At 58.1% G+C, this 17,941-nt stretch carries 21 protein-coding genes and 1 tRNA gene; 8 read left to right on the top strand and 14 right to left on the bottom strand.

The window, feature by feature from the left end:
- Positions 1-201: 201 nt before the first annotated feature.
- The 5 genes from tsf to GOW09_RS04410 all read right to left on the bottom strand — a co-directional run bounded on the left by tsf (position 202) and on the right by GOW09_RS04410 (position 4,008).
- Positions 202-1,077, bottom strand: coding sequence for a translation elongation factor Ts (gene tsf / locus GOW09_RS04390; protein WP_171115937.1), 876 nt, complete (start codon positions 1,075-1,077; stop codon positions 202-204).
- Between the two features lie 76 nt (positions 1,078-1,153).
- Positions 1,154-1,954, bottom strand: coding sequence for a 30S ribosomal protein S2 (gene rpsB, locus GOW09_RS04395; RefSeq protein ID WP_152457971.1), 801 nt, complete (start codon positions 1,952-1,954; stop codon positions 1,154-1,156).
- 166 nt (positions 1,955-2,120) lie between these two features.
- A complete protein-coding gene (locus GOW09_RS04400) occupies positions 2,121-2,975 on the bottom strand; it encodes a 1-acyl-sn-glycerol-3-phosphate acyltransferase (RefSeq protein WP_171115939.1) in 855 nt (284 codons plus the stop codon).
- Entirely contained in the window at positions 2,962-3,717 is a 756-nt protein-coding gene (locus GOW09_RS04405) for a GNAT family N-acetyltransferase (protein ID WP_171115941.1), read from the bottom strand. Before GOW09_RS04405 ends, GOW09_RS04400 begins: the two co-directional genes overlap by 14 nt.
- 108 nt (positions 3,718-3,825) lie before the next feature.
- A complete protein-coding gene (locus tag GOW09_RS04410) occupies positions 3,826-4,008 on the bottom strand; it encodes a DUF3553 domain-containing protein (RefSeq protein WP_050602459.1) in 183 nt (60 codons plus the stop codon).
- 43 nt (positions 4,009-4,051) lie between these two features.
- On the opposite strand from GOW09_RS04410, the gene GOW09_RS04415 reads away from it, so the two are divergent.
- Positions 4,052-4,648: a histidine phosphotransferase family protein gene (locus GOW09_RS04415; RefSeq protein ID WP_171115943.1), complete on the top strand. Its 597-nt coding sequence runs from the start codon at positions 4,052-4,054 to the stop codon at positions 4,646-4,648.
- On the opposite strand, the gene GOW09_RS04420 is transcribed toward GOW09_RS04415, so the two are convergent.
- From GOW09_RS04420 to GOW09_RS04460, 9 genes are all read right to left on the bottom strand, one after another.
- Complete coding sequence (locus tag GOW09_RS04420) at positions 4,645-5,907, bottom strand: glutamate-5-semialdehyde dehydrogenase (protein ID WP_171115945.1); 1,263 nt, start codon at positions 5,905-5,907, stop codon at positions 4,645-4,647. The genes GOW09_RS04415 and GOW09_RS04420 overlap by 4 nt on opposite strands.
- A gap of 32 nt (positions 5,908-5,939) precedes the next feature.
- Positions 5,940-7,046, bottom strand: coding sequence for a glutamate 5-kinase (proB, locus tag GOW09_RS04425; RefSeq protein ID WP_171115946.1), 1,107 nt, complete (start codon positions 7,044-7,046; stop codon positions 5,940-5,942).
- Entirely contained in the window at positions 7,034-8,068 is a 1,035-nt protein-coding gene (gene obgE / locus GOW09_RS04430) for a GTPase ObgE (RefSeq protein WP_171115948.1), read from the bottom strand. Before obgE ends, proB begins: the two co-directional genes overlap by 13 nt.
- A 38-nt stretch (positions 8,069-8,106) precedes the next feature.
- A complete protein-coding gene (locus GOW09_RS04435; RefSeq protein ID WP_152457964.1) occupies positions 8,107-8,643 on the bottom strand; it encodes a GNAT family N-acetyltransferase in 537 nt (178 codons plus the stop codon).
- Positions 8,640-9,248, bottom strand: coding sequence for a LysE family translocator (locus GOW09_RS04440; RefSeq protein WP_152457963.1), 609 nt, complete (start codon positions 9,246-9,248; stop codon positions 8,640-8,642). Before GOW09_RS04440 ends, GOW09_RS04435 begins: the two co-directional genes overlap by 4 nt.
- Positions 9,249-9,343: 95 nt before the next feature.
- Positions 9,344-9,613, bottom strand: coding sequence for a 50S ribosomal protein L27 (gene rpmA / locus GOW09_RS04445; protein ID WP_039535512.1), 270 nt, complete (start codon positions 9,611-9,613; stop codon positions 9,344-9,346).
- An 11-nt stretch (positions 9,614-9,624) separates the two neighbouring features.
- Positions 9,625-10,236 (bottom strand): 50S ribosomal protein L21, encoded by a 612-nt coding sequence (locus GOW09_RS04450; RefSeq protein ID WP_152457962.1) that lies wholly within the window; start codon positions 10,234-10,236, stop codon positions 9,625-9,627.
- A gap of 219 nt (positions 10,237-10,455) precedes the next feature.
- Complete coding sequence (locus tag GOW09_RS04455; protein WP_171115950.1) at positions 10,456-11,256, bottom strand: DUF2059 domain-containing protein; 801 nt, start codon at positions 11,254-11,256, stop codon at positions 10,456-10,458.
- Positions 11,256-12,098, bottom strand: a complete 843-nt coding sequence (locus tag GOW09_RS04460; RefSeq protein ID WP_171115952.1) for a DUF2059 domain-containing protein — start codon at positions 12,096-12,098, stop codon at positions 11,256-11,258. Before GOW09_RS04460 ends, GOW09_RS04455 begins: the two co-directional genes overlap by 1 nt.
- Before the next feature lie 123 nt (positions 12,099-12,221).
- Between GOW09_RS04460 and GOW09_RS04465 the strand changes: the two genes are divergently transcribed.
- From GOW09_RS04465 to GOW09_RS04495, 7 genes are all read left to right on the top strand, one after another.
- Positions 12,222-12,311 (top strand) — tRNA-Ser (locus GOW09_RS04465).
- Between the two features lie 260 nt (positions 12,312-12,571).
- On the top strand, positions 12,572-13,129 hold the full coding sequence (locus tag GOW09_RS04470; RefSeq protein ID WP_152457959.1) for a hypothetical protein: 558 nt from the start codon (positions 12,572-12,574) through the stop codon (positions 13,127-13,129).
- Between the two features lie 198 nt (positions 13,130-13,327).
- On the top strand, positions 13,328-14,356 hold the full coding sequence (locus tag GOW09_RS04475) for an alcohol dehydrogenase catalytic domain-containing protein (protein ID WP_171115954.1): 1,029 nt from the start codon (positions 13,328-13,330) through the stop codon (positions 14,354-14,356).
- A 75-nt stretch (positions 14,357-14,431) separates the two neighbouring features.
- The gene (locus GOW09_RS04480; RefSeq protein ID WP_170344324.1) at positions 14,432-15,307 is read left to right on the top strand and encodes a branched-chain amino acid ABC transporter permease; all 876 of its coding nucleotides are present in this window, start codon (positions 14,432-14,434) and stop codon (positions 15,305-15,307) included.
- A 3-nt stretch (positions 15,308-15,310) separates the two neighbouring features.
- Positions 15,311-16,408, top strand: a complete 1,098-nt coding sequence (locus tag GOW09_RS04485; protein ID WP_171115956.1) for a branched-chain amino acid ABC transporter permease — start codon at positions 15,311-15,313, stop codon at positions 16,406-16,408.
- Entirely contained in the window at positions 16,405-17,169 is a 765-nt protein-coding gene (locus tag GOW09_RS04490; RefSeq protein WP_152457955.1) for an ABC transporter ATP-binding protein, read from the top strand. The genes GOW09_RS04485 and GOW09_RS04490 overlap by 4 nt, the downstream gene beginning before the upstream one ends.
- Complete coding sequence (locus GOW09_RS04495) at positions 17,166-17,939, top strand: ABC transporter ATP-binding protein (RefSeq protein WP_171115958.1); 774 nt, start codon at positions 17,166-17,168, stop codon at positions 17,937-17,939. Before GOW09_RS04490 ends, GOW09_RS04495 begins: the two co-directional genes overlap by 4 nt.
- Positions 17,940-17,941: the final 2 nt, after the last annotated feature.

Genomic DNA, 17,941 nt, shown 5'->3' on the forward strand with positions numbered 1-17,941 from the left:
GACAAGGGGGCGCCTATTTGTCCGCGTACCGGTGTCGGAATTTTGGGGGGCCTCGACCATCCCCATCATGCGGGGCCCTCCAATTCTTCTCTACATTTCAGAATTTAGAAATCCGCCGATGGCAGAAAAAAAGGGTTACGCAGTGCGTAACCCTTTAGATTTGTTGGGAAAGGCCTTTGCCGGTTCTTTCCCTGTGCCCTTTTAGCCTTGCGCGGCTTTGGCGACTTCAGCGGCGAAATCTTCTTTTTCAACCACGATGCCTTCGCCAACTTCCAGACGGATGAAGCCGGTGATGGTCGCGCCTGCTTCCTTGGCCGCTGCTTCGACGGTCAGGTCAGGGTTCACGACAAATTGCTGGTTCAGCAGAGTCGATTCCGCGACGAATTTCTTCATGCGGCCTTCGATCATCTTTTCGATCACCTGCTCCGGCTTGCCGGATTCGCGGGCGATGTCCATCTGGACTTGCTTTTCTTTCTCGACAACTGCAGGGTCCATGTCTGCTTCGGACAGGGCCGCCGGGTTCACGGCCGCGATGTGCATTGCAACCTGCTTGCCGATCGCTTCGTCGCCACCGGTCAAAGCAACCAGAACGCCGATTTTGCCCATGCCGTTGGTGGCCGCATTGTGGACATAGGACACAACGGTGTCGCCCGACAGTTTCGCCATGCGACGCACCGACATGTTTTCACCGATGGTGGCGATTTTGTCGGTCAGGGTGTCCGCGACGGACTTACCGCCCAGATCCGCTGCCAGCAGTTCCTCTACGTTGTCGACGCCTTCAGCCGCATATGCAATCTTGCCGACCATTTCCTGGAACTCGGCGTTTTTCGCGACAAAGTCGGTTTCCGAGTTCACCTCAACAGCAACACCGCTGCCGCCATCGACGTGAACTGCAACCAGACCTTCAGCTGCGGTACGGCCCGATTTCTTGGCCGCCTTGGCCAAACCTTTGGTGCGCAGCCAGTCAACGGCTTCATCCATGTTGCCGCCGGTTTCAGTCAGCGCTTTTTTCGCGTCCATCATGCCTGCGCCGGTCGAGTCGCGCAGTTCTTTAACCATTGCTGCTGTGATTGCCATCTTTAGGCTCTCCTCAATTCAAATGGAATTGGGGCAGGTCTACCCTGCCCCATATGTCATTTACGTGACGGGCAGCTTACGCTTCGGCTTTGGCTTCCGGAGCAGCTTCTTCAGCGGGTGCTTCTTCCGCAACGGCTTCTTCAACCGGCGCTTCTTCGAATTCACCCAAATCAACGCCAGCGGCACCCAGCTGAGCGGTCATACCGTCCAGAGCGGCACGTGCGGCCAGATCGCAGTACAGCGAGATTGCGCGGGCTGCGTCATCGTTGCCGGGGATGATGTAATCAACACCGTCGGGCGAGCAGTTGGTGTCGACAACAGCCACAACCGGGATACCCAGCTTGTTGGCTTCGGCGATGGCCAGTGCTTCTTTCTTGACGTCGATGACGAACAGCAGGTCAGGTACGCCGCCCATCTCGCGGATACCGCCCAGCGATGCTTGCAGCTTGGCCTGGTCGCGTTCCATGCCCAGACGCTCTTTCTTGGTCAGGCCTTCGGCGCCCGATTCCATCGCTTCGTCGATCTGGTTCAGACGGTTGATCGACTGGGAAACGGTTTTCCAGTTGGTCAGCGTGCCGCCCAGCCAGCGGTGGTTCATGTAGTACTGAGCCGACTTTTCAGCGGCTTCTGCGATCGGGCCAGCAGCCTGACGCTTGGTACCAACGAACAAAACGCGGCCACCTTTGGCCACGGTGTCACGAACGGCCTGCAGCGCCTGGTCCAGCATCGGAACGGTCTGGGTCAGGTCCATGATGTGGATGCCATTGCGCGAGCCGTAGATGAACGGGCCCATGCGGGGATTCCAACGCTGTGTCTGGTGGCCGAAGTGAACGCCAGCTTCCAGCAGCTGACGCATGGTGAACTCGGGAAGAGCCATGCTGTGTTTTCCTTTTCCGGTTTACGCCTCGGCGGGGGTGAAAGAAGCGAATGCTCCAACCGGCGGGCCAGATAGGGATGTCTCCCCTACAAGGCCCAAACCCCGCCTGCGGGTTTGAATGGCGCGCGTATACGGCAGGTTTGAAGGCAGCGCAAGGGTCAAAGCCTTATTTTTCAAGCCGCGCCAATGCATGCGCGTGGCGCACTGCTGCCTCGCAATGGGCCGCCAGTTCCTTGCGGTCGGCGAAATCCCTGACCCGGGCGGGAGAGTGATAGATCAGTTCAACAGACCCCTGCCTGCGCGCGCCCAATGTCTTGAGCAGATGAGGCGCGAAATCCATATCGCCCCACCAGCCATAGAACCGGTCAGGCTGACCTTTCGGCGCGTGAAACACCACCGAGACCGGTTGAACATATATGAAATCCCGGAGCTCGTCTGCGAAGAAAGCGGCAAAGAGCGTTGTTTTAAATGGCAAAACACGCAATCCGTCGGTCGAGGTGCCCTCGGGGAAAAACAACAGCTTATGTCCGGCCTTCAGGCGTTCTTCGAAGATCGCCGTCTGCTCGCGCGCCTTTTTGCGATCCCTTTCGATGAATACGGTCCCGGTGGCCCGTGCCAACCACCCGATACCCGGCCAGTTCGCAACTTCTGCCTTGGACACGAAGTAGACCCTTTTGCGGGCGTTCAGGGCAAAGATATCCAGCCAGGATGTGTGATTGGCGACAACGGCACCGTGTTCCTTCATCAACGCGCCCGAGCAGCGAAATCCGATTCCCAGGATTCGGAACGCGTTTCGGCACACGAACTGGCTGATGAACGGTGTAACGGGGCGACGAACACCACAGAGTGGCAACTCGATCAGTCGAATGGCCAACAGAACAAGCAGCCCACCGAACACAAGGATGGCCAAGGGCAAGCCCCTCAGGATCACAAGAATCCAGCCGACAAAACCCAGTTCGATCGGATCCGGCGCATCCTCACTGTTCCAAAGCGGATCATTCACCGGATCAAGCCCCGCCATAGATGCGCTTCTGCCGCTCGTTCATACGGGTCGTATCCAGGATCAGGCACACATCGGTGGTATTGAAGGTATGATCGATGAACGCCCCTTCACCCACAAAACCGCCAAGCCTCAGATAGGCTTTGATCAGGGCCGGAACCCGCACCATGGCACGGCGACGATCCAGCGCGTCCGGTGCGACAAGATCCATGGTCTGAAACACGCTCGGCTGGGCGCGCACCCGCAGGTCTGGCGGCGCCAGATGATTGTGATGCAGCATCGACAGCGGCTGGGCCAGTTCCTGAACATCCGTGCCGTGAAAGCTGGCGACGCCGAACAGAACTTCGATCTGGCGTTCGGCCACATAGCGAGAGAGACCATTCCAGAGATGATACATGGCCGTACCGCCCCGGTAGTCCCTGTGCAGGCACGACCGGCCCAGTTCCAGCAACTTGCGGCCACTTTGCTTGAGAACGCTCAGATCGTATTCATCCTCGGAATAAAACTGCCCCAATTCAGCGGCGCGATTCCCCGGTAACAGCCTGTAAACGCCGACAACTTCTCCGGTCGCATCATCAATGGCCAGCATGTGATCGAAATAGAGATCAAACCGGTCCCGTTCCAGCCCGGCCACATGATCGACCAGCGCCCCTCCGCCGCCGAGTTCGCGCACAAATACGTCATAACGCAACCGCTGCGCTGCGCGCAGTTCGTCCTGGGTTTCCGCCAGTTTGATCGTGAACGAGGGGTCAGCGTCCGGCATGTCAGATTTATCAATCCTGTTTTATCAACGCGGCTGATACCTCAGTTCTTCGGGGGAAGGCAACAAGTGGAGATCTGGTCTTTTCCGTTAACTCTTCTTAAACCAGTTTCACGGATCAAAGACCGGCATCAGGGCGATGCGTGTTCCGTCGATTACCACTTTCCCCTGCTCGCGAAAGTTTACGGTGATCTTGCCTGCGATGTTGGATTGAACCTGTCCGACACCCCATTCGGGGAAATCCGGGTGGCGAACAAACATGCCCGGTGCAAGAATAGCATTCATGTCTGTCATTTGGGGCTTCCGGTTCCTGTGGCAGATACCGCAGGAGGTACGCATGGGCAACACGAACGTCAACCTGGCTGAATTGATCGGCTCACGGATCTGCCACGATTTGATCAGCCCGATCGGGGCAATCACCAACGGGCTGGAACTGTTGGACATGGTTGGTGCTGTTCAGGGCCCCGAGATGGAGTTGATCTCGGGCAGCGTCGGCAGTGCGGGCGCGCGTATCCGGTTTTTTCGGGTTGCCTTCGGATCAGCAGGAGAACAGCCGCTGGGCCGGGCCGAAGTGGCCGAACTGCTCAAGGACATCGAACGCACCGGACGGGTGCGGGTAAACTGGTTTATGACCGAGCCCATGCCGCGCAACCAAATCAAGCTGGCGTTCCTTGCGCTCATGTGCTGCGAAAGTGCCATGCCGATGGGCGGAGAGGTTGAGATCGAGAACCAAGGCACCAATTGGACAGTGACCGGAACTGCCGACAAGTTGAACGTAGACAATACCTTATGGAAACACGTTGCAACCGGCCGGTTCCCCAACAAGATTACCCCCGCGCAGGTCCAGTTCGCTCTGCTGCCGGAAACGGCAAATGCGATGGGTCGACGCGTTTCCGTGGAAACCGCCGCGCCCCGCCTTGTGCTGCGTTTTTAATTCCGAATTGTTCCGTTCCCGCGCACCAGATATTTGAAACTGGTCAACTGTGCGGCCCCCACCGGGCCGCGGGCATGCATTTTGCCCGTGGCGATACCGATCTCGGCGCCCATCCCGAATTCACCACCATCGGCGAACTGAGTCGAAGCGTTGTGCATAAGGATCGCGCTATCCAAACGCTCAAAGAAACGGGCCACGGCCGTGTCATCCTCGGTCATGATACAATCTGTATGGTTCGACCCGTAATGCTGGATATGCGCAATGGCAGCATCGATATCGGCGACGGGCTTGGCCGCGATCACGCTGTCCAGAAACTCTTTTCCCCAATCCTCCGCCGTCGCGGGAATTGTACCCTCGACCGCAAGTGCGCCTTCGGCGTGAACCTCGACCCCTGCTTTCAGCAACGCGGCAATCACGTCACGCCCCAGCGTTTCGGCGATGTCCTGATGGATCAGCAGGCATTCGGCAGCGCCGCAGATCCCGGTACGGCGTGTCTTGGCGTTCAACACCACGTCCAGCGTTTTCTGCGGATCAGCGGCCTTGTCGACATAGATGTGCACGATGCCTTCAAGATGGGCAAAAACAGGCACACGGGCCTCACGCTGGACCAGCCCGACCAACCCCTTGCCGCCGCGCGGAACGATGACGTCGACATAGTCGGTCATGGTCAGCAATTCCTGAACCGCCGCACGGTCACGTGTCGGCACCAGTTGAATCGCATCTTCCGGCAGATCGGCGGCCTTCAGCCCCTCGACCAGGCAGGCATGAATCGCTGTCGAAGAATGAAAGCTCTCGGAGCCGCCACGCAGAATGACGGCATTTCCGGATTTCAGACACAGCGCACCTGCGTCAGCCGTGACATTGGGGCGGCTTTCATAGATCACGCCGATCACACCCAGCGGGGTGCGTACGCGTTGGATTTTCAATCCTGTCGGGCGGTCCCATTCGGCCAGCACTTCGCCCACCGGATCGGTCTGATCAGCCACTGCGCGCAGACCATCGACCATGCCCTGAACACGCGCCTCATCCAGCATCAACCGATCCATCATCGCCGGGCTCAGACCTTTCTCGCGGCCGAACTCCAGATCCTTCCGGTTGGCTTCGATGATCTGCGCCCGATTGGCCCAAACCGCGTCGGCCGCTGCAATCAGGGCGGTATGTTTGCGTTCTGGGTTTGCAAAAGCCAGATCGCGCGATGCCGCTTTGGCACGTTTCCCAAGATCAGCCATCAGAGCGGGAATGCTGTCGAAATCTTTCATGTCGCGTGCCTTTCAGGTCGTCTTTTCAGTATTTACAGGGCCAGATCATCCCGGTGAATCAGGGCCGCACGGCCGGGATATCCAAGTGTCGCCTCGATCTCGGACGACTTGCGCCCCTTGATCGCGTCAGCCTCCTGCGCGGTGTAACGGCTGATCCCCTGCGCCAGCCGGCGGGCCATGGGGTCAAGGATCGCGACAGGGTCGCCGCGCCCGAAATCGCCGGTCACTTCGACAATACCCGCGGGCAACAGGCTTTTGCCATTTGCCAGCGCGTTGGCAGCCCCTTCATCGATGGTGATTTCGCCACGCGGTTTCATGGCCGAAATCCAACGTTTGCGCGCAGCATGCGGATCCAGCGTTGCGGTAAACCACGTCGAGTTCGCGCCATTTTCCAGCGTTTTCAGAGGGTTCAGAATCGATCCTTCAGTGATCGCCATCGCACATCCGCCCGCGGTGGCCATCTTGGCGGCCAGCAGCTTTGTCTTCATTCCGCCCTTTGACAGGCCAGAGCCCGCATCGCCCGCCATGGCTTCGATCTCGGGCGTGATCTTGTCGATCGTTTCGAAACGCGTGGCCGAGGCGTCCTCGTTGGGGTTGCCCGAATAGAATCCATCGACATCCGAAAGCAGGATCAACTGATCCGCCCCCACGGTCACGGCAATTTGCGCGGCCAGACGATCATTGTCGCCATACCGGATCTCATCCGTTGCCACGGTATCATTTTCGTTGACGATCGGCACGACACCCAAACCCAGCAGAGTCTCCAGGGTCGCGCGTGAATTCAAATAGCGGCGGCGATCCTCGCTGTCCTCCAATGTCACCAAAACCTGCGCCGTGGTGATCCCATGAGGTGTCAACGCCTCTTCATATGCGCGCGCCAGACGAATTTGCCCGACGGCGGCCGCAGCTTGCGACTTTTCCAACGGCAATGTCGCCATGGGCAGACCCAAAACGCCGCGGCCCAGTGCAATCGATCCGGACGAGACGAGGATTACATCTGTCCCCTGCCCCTTGAGCCACGCGACATCCTGCGCCAACGAAAACAACCATTCCTTGCGCAACAGGCCGGTTTCGCGATCAACCAACAAAGCCGACCCGATTTTGACAACCAATCGACGTGCTGAAGTCAGGGTTGCCAAGGCTGCGCCTCCTCAGCGGGTTTCTGACGCACACGATTGTCATCGATCCGGCCGCGTAACGCGCGCAAAACCTCGGTTACACCTTGATGAGCAACACCGGACATCATCATCACCGGGCCGCCAACGGCCTCTTCAAGCTCGGCTTTGGCCAAATCACGTTCTTCGTCATCCAGTGCATCGACCTTGTTCAGGACGGTGATCCGGGGTTTCTGGGCCAGTTCGCCGCCATAGGCCTCAAGCTCGTGGATAATCGTGCGGTAGTCATCGGCAACCGTTTCAGAGGTACCATCGACAAGATGCAGCAGCACGGCGCAGCGCTCAACATGACCAAGAAAGCGGTCTCCGATCCCACGGCCCTCATGCGCGCCTTCGATCAGGCCGGGGATGTCAGCCACCACGAATTCCACGTTGTCGACCCCCACGACACCCAGATTTGGGTGCAGCGTGGTAAACGGATAATCCGCGATCTTGGGCCGCGCGTTTGAGGTAGCTGCAAGAAAGGTCGATTTGCCTGCATTTGGCATGCCCAGCAGGCCCACATCGGCGATCAGCTTCAGACGCAGCCAGATCGTGCGGTCAATGCCCGCCTGCCCCGGATTTGCACGCCGGGGGGCCTGGTTGGTGGCCGATTTGAAGTGCAGATTGCCGAAACCGCCATTGCCCCCTTTTGCAAGCAGAACGCGCTGTCCCACCTCGGTCAGATCGCAGATGACGGTTTCTTCATCCTCATCCAGGATCTCGGTGCCGACAGGCACGCGCAGGACAATGTCATCGCCATCCTTGCCGGTACGTTGCTGGCCCCTGCCCGGCTGGCCGTTCTTGGCAAAGAAATGCTGCTGATACCGGAAGTCGATCAGGGTGTTCAGCCCGTCCACGACTTCGGCCCAGACAGACCCGCCCTTACCGCCGTCCCCGCCATCAGGGCCGCCGTATTCGATGTATTTTTCGCGTCGGAAGCTGACGCAGCCGCTACCGCCGGCCCCGGACCGGATGTAGACCTTTGCAAGATCGAGAAATTTCATGGTCTGTCCCCTACTGCAAAGGCCCCATCGGCCACAAGTCAGAGTTTTTTACTGTATGTCCAGGTGGGCACATTCGCATCACGCGCCACCGAATAGCTTTCTGCATCGCCAAGATACTGGAACCCGCAATGAGTCAGGACCCGGGCCGAGGCCGGATTGTCCTGAAACACGCTGGCAAACATCGTCGCGTTTTTCAGCGGGTTGGCATTTACCAGTGCTTCGACAGCCATCGACGCAATGCCGGTGTTCCAGTAGATCGGCGCCACCCAATAGCCCACTTCGGACTGGTTCCGATCCAGCCGCTTAAGCGTGATCAGACCAATCAGTTCCGGACCGCCGTCCTTGGTGGCATCCATGACCCAGACGTCCTCGTCCCGGTCCTCGGCCATTGAGCGCGTCACAAAGGCCTCGGTCGAGCCGGGGGCCAAAGGATGCGCGATACTCGTCGTCATGCGCGCCACACGCTCATCACCGGCATAGTGCTCGATCAGCCCCATATCCGACCGACGCAGAGGGCGCAGATCGAACCGCTCGGTTTCGATGACCGGCTGATTTATTATTGTTTCAAGTTTCATGGGTGTGTTCCTCCTCCGAACAACACGAAAAGTACGGACGCAACCGTAAGGCCTGCCAACGTCCACATCAGATATTTTTCAACGGGTCGTCCTTCAACCGCATGGGCAATTCTATCGCCCGCAAAAGTCCAGATCGGATGAAGGATCACCTGGCAAAACAACAAACACAGAGCAATCGTAACCGTCGCTTCGAAACTGGGGGTGCCCGCAGCCACGAACCCGGTGAACCCGGCAATGATCATGGCCCAGGCCTTGGGGTTGAGCGGATGAACAATCAGCCCGGCCAGAAAGCCGGGGGCGTTCCCTTCAGCCTGTTGTCGCGACAAACGCGTGTTGGCGATCTTCCACGCCAGCCAAAAAATATAGGCCGCTGACGCGTATTTAAGCACCGTAAACACCGCGGGCGCCTGATCCGCGAGATGCAGCAACCCAAAGCCGACCGGCCAAATGATCAACTGCTTCCCAAGGATAACACCCCCGACAAAAGGCAACGCGGCGCGAAAGCCAAAGCGCGCACCAGTACCCAGCAGGACCATGTTGGCCGGTCCCGGCGTGCCGACCTGGCTGGCAGCAAAGATCAGGAAACTGGTGGTTGCAACTGTCATCGGTTTGTTTGATCACGACTGCGTTAAAACGAAAAAGGGACCGGCACTTTGTGCCGGTCCCCCATGAATTTTTCTTAAACCTTCTGGGTTTCGGCTTACTCTGCGGCCTCCGCCACTGGCAGGACCGAAATGAAGGTGCGGTTTTTGAGCCCCTTGTGGAACTTCACGGCGCCATCAGTAGTTGCAAAGATGGTGTGATCCTTGCCCATGCCTACGCCTTCGCCCGGCCAGAACTTGGTGCCGCGCTGACGCACGATAATGTTGCCTGCGATGGCAGCCTGGCCACCATACAGTTTGACGCCAAGGCGACGACCCGCTGAGTCGCGGCCGTTACGGGAGGAACCGCCAGCTTTTTTATGTGCCATTCTCTCTCTCCTTAGCCTTTGGCCAGCTCTTTGGCCTGCTCAACCCATTCGGGTTTCACTTTGACCGTTTCGATAGCAGCAATCTGCTCGTCCGACAAGGCGGCCAGAGCGGCAAAGCTCTCGATACCGGCTTCGGCAAGCTTCTTGGCAGCGGCAGGGCCGACACCGTTCAGCTTGGTCAGATCGTCCGCAGCAGCAGCGGCAGGTGCCTCTGCCTTGGCTTCGGCTTTCTTGGCAGGTTTTGCAGCAGGTGCCGCTTCGCCAGCCGGAGCCGAACCGGTTGCAGCCTTGATGCCCGACTTGTCAGCGCCCGACGACAGGATGTCGGTGATCTTGACCAGTGTTAGCTTCTGACGGTGGCCAACGGTACGCTTCGAGCTGTGCTTACGACGACGCTTGACGAACTTGATGACCTTGTCACCTTTGATCTGTTCGATAACTTCGGCCTGAACGCCTGCGCCTTCGATGAACGGTGCGCCAACGACCGGAGCGTCGCCACCCAGCATCAGAACATCGTTGAATTGAACTTTTTCACCTGCGTCGGCAGCCAACTTTTCAACGCGGAGGATATCACCCGCCTGAACCTTGTACTGCTTGCCGCCAGTCTTGAGGACCGCAAACATGCGTCTTTCCTTTGTCTAACCGCGTTCTGTGGTCCCCTTCCGGGAGTTTCCGGCTCCAAGACACTTGAAAGCCACCTCGAACAGCGCGCCCTTTTCGGGCTGTGTGAATGACCATCAGGACATCCCAAGGGTCAAATAATAACTATACCCGGCACGGAAAACCGGCCGGGATGCGCGCTTATCCATAGATCGCCGGGAAAAGTCAACACCAAAGCGTCGTCAGAGATCAGACGCCCTGAGTGTCTGTGCAACCGCCCGCCCCAACCGGAAAGAGATATCGTTGAACATCCGGTCAAAGCCGTCGAAAAGCGCCTCATTCAGGGCGCGTCCGGTTTCGGTTCTGGAGAACGCAATATTCTCACGCATCTGGGTCTCGTCCAACGGCCGATAGGCCATCAGAAGAAAGGAATAAAGCCACGCCTCGGTTTCCGCTGCGCGGCTTTCTTTCTGTGACAGAAGTTCGGCCAGCAATTCCTGATCGTCGCCTTGCGCGTCGACATCAAGACCCTGAAAGAAGCTGTAGTCGGAACTCAGCGCCCCATGAACGTTCTTTTCGACAAGGTCATTTGCCTGGATGTACTCATCGACCAACTCGAAACGAGTCGAGACGCGCTCAACGGACTCATAAGCTTCGCGGGCCATGTCCTCAATGGCCGGGTCCGACATCGCCTGACGGGCCGAGTTTTCCAGCGACACGATCGTCTGACCAAGATCGCTTTCGAAAAACAGGATCGCCTGATCAAGCTGCGCAACGGACAGACCCGCCTCAAAGGCATCCGTCAGGAATTTCTGCATCCAGACCGGATCGTAAATATCTTTGACCTGCGCTTCAAAATACGCGCCGCCGGTATTGTCCAACAGCGTTTCGTCAAGTTCCTCGCGGTGCCCTTGACCTTCCTGTACGAGAATTTCCATCACATGCGAAAGATGCATGGCCTGCGCCAGCCGGTCGACCCTTTGATCGGCCAGCAATTGAGCGCCCCACAGAACAAACGCAATCGCCAGAAAAACGCGGTGCATCAAATATCCTGTGCGGGGTGCAGTTCGGCCATTCGGGCCGCAAGTACTTCGAACCGCATGGCCATGATTTCGTATTGGATCGCGTTCAGCAGTTCATACACTTCTTGCATCAGGGGTTGTTCCAGCGCCTCGACATACGAGTCGACATCCGCATCAGAAAAGTCCTGATAGGTATAAGCTGCCCCCGCAAGGCTGGACAGTTGCAGTGACTGGCGCATACCGGCTTCGTTCCGCTTCATCAGCGCACGCAATTCATCGGCATCCAGTTGCAGTTCGATGACACCTGATGCGCTGGCTGCCAGAAGAAAACGCACCTGAATTTCTTGCAGGGCCCGCACCGCGGTACCGGTCGAATCGATCGCCTTGTTCATACGCTTGAAACTTTCGACCCGTTGCGATCCGTCCTTGATCAAGTCTGCGATGATTTTTTGGCCTTCCAGCTGCTTGGCCTCATCGTCCTCGAGCATATGCGAGGCGTTTTCGGCCTCTACCAAGCGCTGACCCAGATCCGATGCATAAAAGTCAACCGCGTGTGTCAGAGCCTCATCACTCAGGGTTTGTTCGAGGATGGAAACCGCGGTCTCGTGCATGGCGCCGACGTCAAAGACTTCGTCTGCCAGACGCGTCCAGTCCGAACCGAAGCCATCGGGATCAATCCCCAGCATCTGGGGGGCAGACCTCGAGCTCAGCGCGATGCTTTCCAGGGCAACGTCAAACCCGGTCGTGGTCAGAAAGGCCTCTATCCGATCACGGCTGGCGGCGGAAAGTTCCAACGGGATCACAACAAGCGCAAAGAGCGGGGCCAGAAACCAAAAGGCGGAGCGGCGTACAAACTGTATCATGGATATCAGACTAGGAGTTTTGCGCTGGCAGGCAACGGAAAATCCCGGGTTTCTTCAATTCCCGAATTTTCTGCTTGCACCCCTGCCCGTTCCTCACTAAATCCCCCCCTCACAGACCCCCGCGGAGAGGTGCCGGAGTGGTCGAACGGGGCGGTCTCGAAAACCGTTGTGGGTGCAAGCCCACCCAGGGTTCGAATCCCTGTCTCTCCGCCACTATCCCAATGCAGGCTCAATGCTGCCTTTTGGCCCACAAGAAGCGCCCGAAAATTGGTTGCGTCTGCGGGTCATTCCCGGCGGATCGCCGCCAAAACAGGGCGCGACATCTTTGTGCCGGCGTGTTCTTGCCGCGTTTCAAAGGACAATGAGCATAGCCCGGCTTATACTCTATTCTGCTGAGAATTATCGGGAATTCCCCTTTGTACCTGAGTTATTTTTAGCGCATCCCGGCGACACAATTTCCAAAGGAGACACACATGTCGCGTACTCTAATTCTTGCCATCGTCATCGCCGCAATTGGCGCCGGCGGATACTATTACCTGAATCAACCCGAACCCACACCCGCCGAGCGTTTGGAAACCGCGGCAGAAGAAGCCGCCGAAGCGGTGACAGACGCAGCTTCATCTGTACAGGACGCTGCCTCTGACGCTGTCGATGCCGCGACCGAACAAGCCGCCGAAGCAGCTTCGTCGCTGACGGACCAAGCGACAGAAGCGGCGTCATCGGTTGCAGATCAGGCAAGCGAAGCGGCGTCATCGGTGGCGGATCAGGCCTCTGATGCTGCTCAGGAGGCCAGCGATCAGGTGGCCGCGCTGGCCGGTCAAGGGCAGGAGTTGCTGAACTCATGGATTCAGGAAGGCAAGCTGGACCCGACCAACTTCGACTATGATGGCATTATGACATCCCTTCAGGACAGCACTCTGGCCACCGATCTGAAAGATCAGGCGATCAAGATTGTGAATGATATCAAGGATTCGCCTGAAACGATTGTTCAGAAAATTCAGGAACTGACCAACCTGCTGACCCAACAGTAAAGTGTTGAAGGCCGATCCACGGGTCGGCCTTTCCCAAGGGCGCATCTGCGCTGCCCCTACGTTAGGGCGTGGTTGAATTGACCTCCTTCGCGGCTTTTGATTGGCTGTGCCTGACAAACAGCCCGCACCTTGCCCGTACTATCGGGGGCTTTCCAGATATGCTGCGCGCTGTGCTTTAGCCATTTCAAGGATGATCCGATGACCGACCTGCCCCAGACTATGTTCGCCGCAATCCTGAAGCATGACGGGTATTCCGGCACGGCCACCGGACCGGCCATTGAAAACGCCGCCGACTGGTTGGAAGAAGCCCAAGTTCCCACGCCGGAACCCGGCCCGGGTCAGGTGCTGATCCGGTTGCGCGCGGCTTCGGTCAATCCGTCAGATCTGCATTTCATCAAGGGTGAATACGGGCAGCCGAGGGTCAAGGGATCCCCCGCCGGCTTTGAAGGATGCGGAGACGTCGTGGCCGCCGGCAAGGGCGCCGAAGCCCTGCAAGGGCAACGCGTCGCGTTTGTTGCCGCCGGATCGGGGGCCTGGGCGGAATATGTCGTTACGCAGATGCAGATGTGCATCCCTCTGCGCCCTGATATCTCGGACGATGATGGGGCTGCTCAGATCGTCAATCCAATGACGGCGATGGCCATGGTGGATATGGCCAAGGCTGATGGAGATGCCTTTGTCGTATCAGCCGCGACCAGCCAATTGGGCAAGCTGATGTGCAGCCTTGGCCGCGACCTGGGGTTGAAGCCGATCGCCTTGGTGCGCCGGGCCGAGACGACAGGGATGTTGAAAGACCTTGGCGCGGCCGAAGTGCTGGTGACAACCGATGAAGACGTTGTCGCCAAGTTTGCGGATCTGAGCGCGCAGCTGAAACCGCGCGTGTTTCTGGATGCCGTGACGGACCAGTTGTCTGAACAATTGTTCTGCGCCATGCCCAACCGGGCGCGCTGGATCAGTTATGGCAAGCTGTCTACCGAGGCGCCGACGCTGACGCAGACCGGACAGCTGATCTTCATGAGCAAGCGGATCGAAGGCTTCTGGCTGACAAACTGGATGATGTCGACCCCGCCCGCCGATCAGATGCGCGTCGTGGCCGAGGTTCAGGCCCGGTTTGCCGACGGGCGCTGGAAAACGGATGTTTCAGAACATCTTAGGCTGAAAAATCTTGTGCCAAATCTGGCAGATGCGCTGAAAAAGAGTGACGGCAAGGTGATTATCACGCCATAGTAGAACAAACCTGCGTTACCGAACGACGCGCGCGGGCGGAACGCGACACCGGCAAACCGGTCGAGGGAGGACAGTTTGGATAACGCACAGCTGCTGATCAGCGGACTGGCAAACGGATGTGTCTATGGCCTGATCGCGCTTGGCTTTGTTCTGATCTACAAGGCGACCGAAGCGGTAAATTTCGCGCAGGGCGATTTCATGATGCTGGGGGCCTTTGTCACCATCGGCCTGACCAACACCGAGTACATGGGCCTGCCGTTCTGGCTGGCCCTGCCGATATCACTGGGGATCATGGGGGCATTGGGATATCTTCTGGATCGCCTGATCATCCGTCGCTTGTTTGGCGAAAGTCAGACCGCCGTTGTTATCCTGACCATCGCCCTGGGCTTTGTGATCCGTTTCGTGGCCGGATTGATCTGGGGGCACGAACCGCAAACACTGCAAAACCCGCTGGCGGGGAAAGATCTGCGCTTTGGCGGCCTTGTGCTGGGGCTGGAGGATGTCGCCGTGATCGTCGTGACCATCCTGCTGACATGGGGCCTTTACGTCTTTTTCAAACGCTCCAAACTTGGGCTGGCGATGCAGGGGGCGTCGCAAAACCAGCTGGCAGCGTATTACATGGGCGTACCTGTCAAGCGGGTTCAGGGGTTCATCTGGGCGCTGGCCGGTGTCGTTGCGGGGATTGCGGGCATTCTGTTCGCCGCCAAGGGCGCGGTGGATCCGACAACCGGATTGCTGGGCATCAAGGCATTTGCCGCCGCCGTTATCGGCGGATTCGGAAGCCTGCCCGGTGCATTGGCCGGTGGACTTATTGTCGGCGTGATCGAACCTTTTGCCAGCCGCTATATCGCGGCGGGTTACAGCCAGATCGCGCCATACGCCCTGCTGCTTGCCGTGCTGATCTTTCGCCCCAACGGGTTGTTCAGTCAGGTTCGGGTCAAAAAGGTCTGAGCCATGCGGATCGTCTTCAAAACCGACTACATGCAGGATATCCGCCCGTGGAAAGACCGCTATCAGCTTGTCCTGTATCTGATCCTTCTGACGGTTGTTGCCGCAGCCCCCTGGTGGCTTGACGAGTTCTATCTGGGTGAACTGACCAACGTCCTGATCTGGGCCATTGCCGGGTTGGGCCTGATGATCCTGACCGGGCATACAGGGCAAGTCAGTCTGGGCCACGCGGCCTTTCTGGCTTTTGGCTGCTATGCCAACGTTGCCCTGATTGAAGCCGGGGTGCCCTTTCTTCTCGCTTTTCCGCTGGCCGGCATCCTGACGGGGATCGCGGGCGTGACCGTTGCGGTCCCTGCCCTGCGCCTGCATGGCATCTATCTGGCCATCTTCACCATGGCTCTTTCGATCCTGATGGACGACATCATCGTTCTGTCCGAACCCATCACTGGCGGCGTTGCGGGCAAATATGTCGGCGGGGTCGAAATCTTCGGCCATCTGGTGGACCGCTGGGGAACGCCCGATCAGTTTTTCTGGCTGGTCCTAACCGTCGCCGTGCTGGTCACACTGGGATATATCAACCTGCTGCGCGCGCCTTTGGGGCGCAGCTTCATCGCGGTGCGCGACTCTGAGGTTTCGGCACAGGCGATGGGCATCGACATCGCGCGGACAAAGATGATCTCTTTCGCGTTGTCCTGCGCGGTGACAGGCTGGGCCGGGGCGCTGATGGGGTTGTTCGCCGGAGCGTTCAACAACGAAACCTTCAGCGTTCTGATCTCGATCCAACTGCTTATGATGATCGTCATTGGCGGGCTGGGGTCGATCCACGGCGCGTTTCTGGGCGCGATCGTGATCGGGTTCCTGCCTCAGTTTCTGTCGATCTCAAAAGAATATGCCGGCGCCCTGTTCGGCGGCAATACAGTCGCCATTCCGGGGTTGGAGTTCGGCATCTTCGGCATGATCCTGATCGCTTTCATCCTGTTCGAACCCATGGGCATCTATGGCCGCTGGCTGAAAATCCGCACGTGGTTCGAGCTGTTCCCCTTCTATCGAAAAGACATGTTCAAACGGCAGAAATCCTATCTCAAGACGGAGCGTCTGAGATGAGCTTGCTGGAGTTCGAAAATGTCACCCTCAAGTTCGGCGGCCTGACGGCGGTGGATGACCTGTCATTCGACGTTCGGGAAGGTGAAGTCTTTGCCATCGTCGGTCCAAACGGTGCGGGCAAGTCCACTGTTTTCAACCTGATTTCCCGGTTCTACGATCCCGTTGACGGGGCGATCCGGTATGACGGTCATGATCTGCTTCGGGTCAAACCGTCCGGTGTCGCCGCTTATGGCGTGGCGCGGACATTTCAGAACATCGAGCTGTTCGAACACGCAACCGTTCTGCAAAACCTGCTGGTCGGACGCCACCGCCACCGCAGGACAAACTTGATTTCCGAGATTCTGTTCACCCCGTCGGCAAAGCGACAGGAACTGGAAAACCGCGATAAAGTCGAACGGATAATCGACTTTCTCGATCTGCAAGCCTATCGCGACAAGATGATATCGGGGCTGCCCTACGGCGTGCGCAAAGTGGTCGAAGTTGCACGGGCTTTGGCAACTGACCCAAAACTCTTGCTGCTGGATGAGCCGGCCTCGGGGTTGTCCGTGGAAGAAACAACGGACATGCGTTGGTGGATCGATGATATCCGACGGCAGATGGGCATCACCGTTTTGATGGTAGAACATGACATGGGCCTGGTCTCGGGCGTGTCAGACCGGGTTCTGGCCATGGCAGACGGCGCAAAACTGGCGCTTGGGACCCCGGCCGAAGTTCAATCGCACCCGGCAGTGATCGAAGCCTATCTTGGGAAGGCTTCATGAGCGCGCCAATCCTGAAAATCCGAAATGTCGAAAGCTTTTATGGCCCGATCATGGCCATTCGCGGTGTTTCGCTGGACGTTCACGAAGGTACGATTGTTTCGATCCTTGGCGCAAACGGTGCCGGCAAGACGACGTTGATGAAAACCGTCTCGGGGGTGATGGACCCGGAAAAAGGCACGATCACCTTTGATGGAGACGACATTCAGGGGGCCGAGCCGCATACCGTCGTCCAGCGCGGGATCGTGCATGTACCCGAAGGGCGCGAGGTGTTTCCTCTGCTCACCGTCGATGAAAACCTGAGCCTCGGCGCGTATACCCGAACGGACAAAGTGCAGATCGACCAGGATCGCGAGCTTGTTTTCAGTTACTTTCCCGTTCTGAAAGATCGTCACACGCAAGAGGCCGGCACCCTTTCGGGCGGGCAGCAACAAATGCTAGCAATCGGACGTGGGCTGATGGCCCGTCCCCGCATCATGCTGCTGGATGAGCCGTCGCTGGGTCTGTCACCGCTTTTGGTGCAGGAAATATTCGCCATTCTGAAACGTCTGAACGAAGAACAGCATATGACGATGCTGCTGGTCGAACAGAACGCCAATGCGGCGTTGCGGCTGGCGCATCATGGATACGTGATGGAGGTAGGCCGCATCGTCATGGACGGCGCTGCGGATACGTTGCTGAAATCCGAAGACATCCAGAACTTCTATCTTGGCGTGCAGGAAGAAGGCGCACGCGAAAGCCGCCGTTGGAAACGCAAGAAGACGTGGAGGTAAGC

It is taken from the genome of Ruegeria sp. HKCCA5463 (assembly GCF_013034175.1).
Taxonomy (GTDB): Bacteria; Pseudomonadota; Alphaproteobacteria; order Rhodobacterales; family Rhodobacteraceae; genus Ruegeria.

Excerpts from the sequence above, each read along its gene's own strand:
- GOW09_RS04485 (WP_171115956.1), top strand. The coding sequence starts at position 15,311 with ATGCGGATCGTCTTCAAAACCGACTACATGCAGGATATCCGCCCGTGG.
- GOW09_RS04440 (WP_152457963.1), bottom strand. The coding sequence starts at position 9,248 with ATGACAGTTGCAACCACCAGTTTCCTGATCTTTGCTGCCAGCCAGGTC.
- tsf (WP_171115937.1), bottom strand. The coding sequence starts at position 1,077 with ATGGCAATCACAGCAGCAATGGTTAAAGAACTGCGCGACTCGACCGGC.
- GOW09_RS04495 (WP_171115958.1), top strand. The coding sequence starts at position 17,166 with ATGAGCGCGCCAATCCTGAAAATCCGAAATGTCGAAAGCTTTTATGGC.
- GOW09_RS04475 (WP_171115954.1), top strand. The coding sequence starts at position 13,328 with ATGACCGACCTGCCCCAGACTATGTTCGCCGCAATCCTGAAGCATGAC.
- GOW09_RS04415 (WP_171115943.1), top strand. The coding sequence starts at position 4,052 with ATGGGCAACACGAACGTCAACCTGGCTGAATTGATCGGCTCACGGATC.
- GOW09_RS04435 (WP_152457964.1), bottom strand. The coding sequence starts at position 8,643 with ATGAAACTTGAAACAATAATAAATCAGCCGGTCATCGAAACCGAGCGG.
- GOW09_RS04470 (WP_152457959.1), top strand. The coding sequence starts at position 12,572 with ATGTCGCGTACTCTAATTCTTGCCATCGTCATCGCCGCAATTGGCGCC.
- obgE (WP_171115948.1), bottom strand. The coding sequence starts at position 8,068 with ATGAAATTTCTCGATCTTGCAAAGGTCTACATCCGGTCCGGGGCCGGC.
- GOW09_RS04400 (WP_171115939.1), bottom strand. The coding sequence starts at position 2,975 with ATGGCGGGGCTTGATCCGGTGAATGATCCGCTTTGGAACAGTGAGGAT.
- rpmA (WP_039535512.1), bottom strand. The coding sequence starts at position 9,613 with ATGGCACATAAAAAAGCTGGCGGTTCCTCCCGTAACGGCCGCGACTCA.
- GOW09_RS04490 (WP_152457955.1), top strand. The coding sequence starts at position 16,405 with ATGAGCTTGCTGGAGTTCGAAAATGTCACCCTCAAGTTCGGCGGCCTG.
- GOW09_RS04460 (WP_171115952.1), bottom strand. The coding sequence starts at position 12,098 with ATGATACAGTTTGTACGCCGCTCCGCCTTTTGGTTTCTGGCCCCGCTC.
- rpsB (WP_152457971.1), bottom strand. The coding sequence starts at position 1,954 with ATGGCTCTTCCCGAGTTCACCATGCGTCAGCTGCTGGAAGCTGGCGTT.
- GOW09_RS04420 (WP_171115945.1), bottom strand. The coding sequence starts at position 5,907 with ATGAAAGATTTCGACAGCATTCCCGCTCTGATGGCTGATCTTGGGAAA.
- GOW09_RS04410 (WP_050602459.1), bottom strand. The coding sequence starts at position 4,008 with ATGACAGACATGAATGCTATTCTTGCACCGGGCATGTTTGTTCGCCAC.
- GOW09_RS04450 (WP_152457962.1), bottom strand. The coding sequence starts at position 10,236 with ATGTTTGCGGTCCTCAAGACTGGCGGCAAGCAGTACAAGGTTCAGGCG.
- GOW09_RS04455 (WP_171115950.1), bottom strand. The coding sequence starts at position 11,256 with ATGCACCGCGTTTTTCTGGCGATTGCGTTTGTTCTGTGGGGCGCTCAA.
- GOW09_RS04405 (WP_171115941.1), bottom strand. The coding sequence starts at position 3,717 with ATGCCGGACGCTGACCCCTCGTTCACGATCAAACTGGCGGAAACCCAG.